This window comes from Salinivibrio sp. MA427, assembly GCF_001996115.1.
In the GTDB taxonomy this organism is placed as follows: domain Bacteria; phylum Pseudomonadota; class Gammaproteobacteria; order Enterobacterales; family Vibrionaceae; genus Salinivibrio; species Salinivibrio costicola.
Genome location: NZ_MUFH01000236.1, coordinates 1 through 4,076, shown reverse-complemented (window position 1 = coordinate 4,076; position 4,076 = coordinate 1). Strand labels below are relative to the sequence as shown.

The window sequence follows — 4,076 nt, the reverse complement described above, 5'->3', positions numbered from 1 at the left end:
ATAATAAAGTCTTCTGACTCGCTATCATCGTTGGACGTATTCAGCTTGGTTAAAGCCGACTCTATCGTATCGTCGAAACAAAAGAAGGCGTCGGCCTGGTGATGCACCAACCAATCCTTAATTTGTTTTTTCTCTATCGGTTGATCACTCGTGTGCTGAGTATTACCGGCCGATAAATACACACGTTGCCCATCCTGAGAAACTCGGAGGATATCGTCTAGCATGTCGCTCCCTGCCAAAAACGCCTTACGGCTTTATCGATATGATGATCCAACCGTATGACATTGTTTTCGTCTCGTCATAAAACGAAACGCCACGCCTCACCACAACCTTAACAACGATTAGGTTAGCCTACGTCGTAGATCGCTGAGGGCAAATGTCTCATTTGTAATAAATTATACAGGTTTAGTCATTTTGGGAGCAGGATCTCTAGTAAAAACGTGAGCACGATAGGATTTATTTGATCACTACTTAGTAAGTTTCTCAGTTTCTATGATGGACGATTTACACTGTAAATCTCATCCGAGCCTCGTTTCATTGGCGGCTATGTTTGCATTGATCGCTGCATTTACATGGAGCACTGTATTTACATGGAGCACTGCATTTACATGGAGCACTGCATTTACATGGAGCACTGCATTTACATGGAATGTGGTATTTACGTGGAGCGTGGTATGTGTAGTGAAAGCTATGTTGGCATTAACAGGTATGTTTCTATTAACAGCCTTATGTGAATTTACAGTGTAAATTGATACGTTTGGCGCTTCCTTATCTTTACACTGTAAATTGAACCAATAGCTCTATCAAAACGGCCTGAGTCTCTCACTGACGTCATGGCGCGTAACATAGTCACGGATCATCGCTTCGGCTTGTTTTTTACCCGTCAGTCGGTACCGCGCACATACCGTAGACCACGAATGGCCAAGAATAATCCGACTGATCAATACATAGAGCGCATTATCGTCTGGATGCGAAGGTAAGGCTTTAACGTGCTGACGTAACCACATTTGTAGGCTTGCCAATGACGCATCAACACCAACGCCCCCGGCAATAAATCCTTTAATCTGTTGGTCTATACAGCCTGCCAGTGGCTTATCAGATAAGAAGCCCATCATAGCGCCAACAATATCAACCTCCATGGCCTGATGAGTTGTCATCCATTGAATTGGTAAGCTATGACGAAACAAGGCGACACCGTCTTGCAACCACGCTAGCCGTTTGATTGGCTTTACCATTTGTAAAGAATAACAACCACTGGCTTGATCGCGCTTCAAGCCAAGTTTTATTGGTTCAAACCCCTGCTTCAACCAGAATCGACTAAGATGAGCCGTCGCACCAAAACTCACCCCGAGACACGATATCTCAAGCTTGCTTGCCTCCTGAGCCACAGCAGTAATAAGCTGCTGACCCAACCCTTGATATCGGTAAGATTCGGCTACCGCGATTCGTTCAACTCGCCAAAGGCTCTGGTGCAAAATCGCTGGATCGCCGAGATGGGCAGCGAGCGACTGGCTGAGAAGATGGCCTTTAAGGCGACGTTGCCCCGCAACCACCGCCCGGCTCAAGTCGGCACTAAGACGGCATTCCYCATTGATCACACACGCAGAGACCAACTCGTCCGCGACGCTTCCCACCCAAACAATGATTGAATCGTCATCAAGTAACCGTGCTAAATCATTCGGCGACGTTTGATAATGCGCAGCCAGCAACAAAGCAAATAATGAACGCAGTAAGGCCTCATCACTCAATAGCTGTGCGGGAGATAAACGCTGAACGACGATATTATCCAACTTAACGGGTTGGCTTTGGTCGTCACTGATCAGTAACTCAGGCGGATCGACATCGAGCAAGAATAATGCATTTAGCGCACGTTCAACCGGATCGTTATCCGCCCATCGCATTGGCGCAGTTAGTCTCAATGGTCGCCATTGTGGTTGCTCTGCATCCAGTAATTGTTTCAGCCTTATCGTAAAAGCACGTCCGGTTCCTTCATAACCATGCTCTGTGGTTGCAATGGCCACGCGACTATATTGATGTAAGCATTGGCTCAACATCGGCAATGGGATTGCCGCCGCTTCATCAATCAAAAGAAGGTCCGCCAACGGCGTTTCTTGTAACAAGGTATCGGGGGCAATATAGCGGATATCGCTGCCTTGATAGTCAATTACCTGACCTTGGGTCTCTATACCCAAACTTGACTTAATATGACTAAACAAGGTTGCGGCATGCGCGGGCGTCGGTGCACTGACCAAAATTTTTCGTGGTTTGTTCATGACTAACTGTGCCACCGCGATTCCCAACGCTGCCGATTTTCCACGACCACGATCGGCCGTTAACAACAAGGGACGACGCCGGTGACCCGTGGCCACTTTCTTGACCGCCTCAATCGCATTCTCTTGTCTCACCTCATGTTGGCCAGGCAAAGGCAACACCTCCGCGGGCCTACGCACCTGATGACGTAGAAAGAAGGCGACCGATTCATTAAGCTCTAGCTGTCTGACTAAACGCCGCACAGAAGGCGGCAATGCCTCCTTTGGCGCCGCTAGTCGTAAAAGAATTAATGATCCCGCCCGACAGCAGCCTGCAATAGCGCAAAACGCTTCGGCATTAAAATCGGCGCCCACCTCAACCACGATATGCCCGCACTCTTGCCCCAGCTTTTGACGCGCTTGACGCCAACTTAATCCTTCATCAGCATGACCGATAACCAGCGGGGTAGCGGCCTCGTCAAAGGCTGCCACGATAAAATCGAGAGGATAATCGATACACACCAATTGTCGATGAGCACGCAATGTGGCGGAATGAATTAAATCTGCAAAAAACTGTTGCAGAGTTGATGAGGTCGTTGATGTCCCCATAGGACGCGTTCCGTTTTGTCGATTTAGCAGATAAAGAAGATGATACCATGCAAAAAAAAACGACACGCAAAGGCGTGCCGTTTTTTATTCGATTTGAACGCGTTAACCGTTAAAGTGTTCCTTTATCAGCGCCAAGATCTGCTCAGCATCTTGATCACTCACTTTTTTCAAATTGATACTCAAATTATTGCCTTTACGACGATAAGACGCGCGTCCTTCTAACAAGGTTTGAGCTTGTTCTTTTTCACTCGGCTGCGGCGCCACAAGCTCATCTTTATATTGCTCAATTCGCTGGGTCACTTCGCGCGTAATGCGTGTCACGCCTTGGGCATCAACTTGTTGCCATAACGGTGTCTCACCTAGCATGGCCACCAACTGCGCTTGCGATTGGCTATCAAGGCTAAAATACAAACGGTGTAGTTTGACGATAGTCGGGCGCCCCAATTCAGAGACACTGGGGTAAGCTTGCAAAAGTGGCAAGGGCAGGGCGGCTGCCTTTAATGCACCACTGACTAATGCTTCACTACACTGACATGCGCTCGCCAGTGCCTTTTGATCACTGACATCACCGCTGTCTAACATGGCTTGCATTTCTTTACCGCGTTCATACAAGGATAAAGGTTTGTGCGCATTCGCGACATCCGACAAAAACTTAGCATGACGCGTGCTGATCCCTTTTGCGACGTATACCAGAAAGTCCTGCTCTGCAATAATGCAAGACATACGGCGCCGGCTGCCATCGAGGACCTCGATACGACCGTCATCAAGCCACCGCCCAACAGCCGGGTATTGTTGTCCGTGCTCTTTTAAGGTGGTCAGAATATCTGATAATGCCAATTCGTTAAGAAACGACTGCTCACGCGCATTTTTATCAAATACTGTTGTTTTATCTCGGATCGTTAACGCTGGGACTTTAACAAGTTCAAACTCGACGGTACGCTCACCCGCCACAGCTAACTCGATCACTGCCGCTCTCTCGCTCGCCGCGCTCTGCGCTTCTTGTGATGTTGTTGCTCGGCGTTTATCCGCCTTTGCAAACAAGCGCGCATTTAAATCAGAGGTTTTAATTGCCATTTTTCTTTTTTACTCCTGATTGAGCTGAGACCAGTAGCTATGCAGCACACGTTCGAGTTCGAGTCCGACTCGATGCACCGCATCTTGCGCCGTTGATAACGTTTTTTTACCGCCCTCAAAATCTTGTGACGTCAAATCAAATAC

2 protein-coding genes and 2 pseudogenes are annotated in these 4,076 nt (G+C 48.0%); all 4 read right to left on the bottom strand.

The genetic code is table 11. From position 1 onward, the window contains the following. Positions 1–224 (bottom strand): annotated as a pseudogene (locus BZG79_RS12440) (DUF342 domain-containing protein); the annotation flags it as partial. 579 nt (positions 225–803) lie between these two features. After that, positions 804–2,858: a GNAT family N-acetyltransferase gene (locus tag BZG79_RS12435; RefSeq protein ID WP_077774533.1), complete on the bottom strand. Its 2,055-nt coding sequence runs from the start codon at positions 2,856–2,858 to the stop codon at positions 804–806. 102 nt (positions 2,859–2,960) lie between these two features. Beyond that, positions 2,961–3,932, bottom strand: coding sequence for a ParB/RepB/Spo0J family partition protein (locus tag BZG79_RS12430; RefSeq protein WP_077460820.1), 972 nt, complete (start codon positions 3,930–3,932; stop codon positions 2,961–2,963). 9 nt (positions 3,933–3,941) lie between these two features. Next, positions 3,942–4,076, bottom strand: a pseudogene (locus tag BZG79_RS16160) (ParA family protein); the annotation flags it as partial.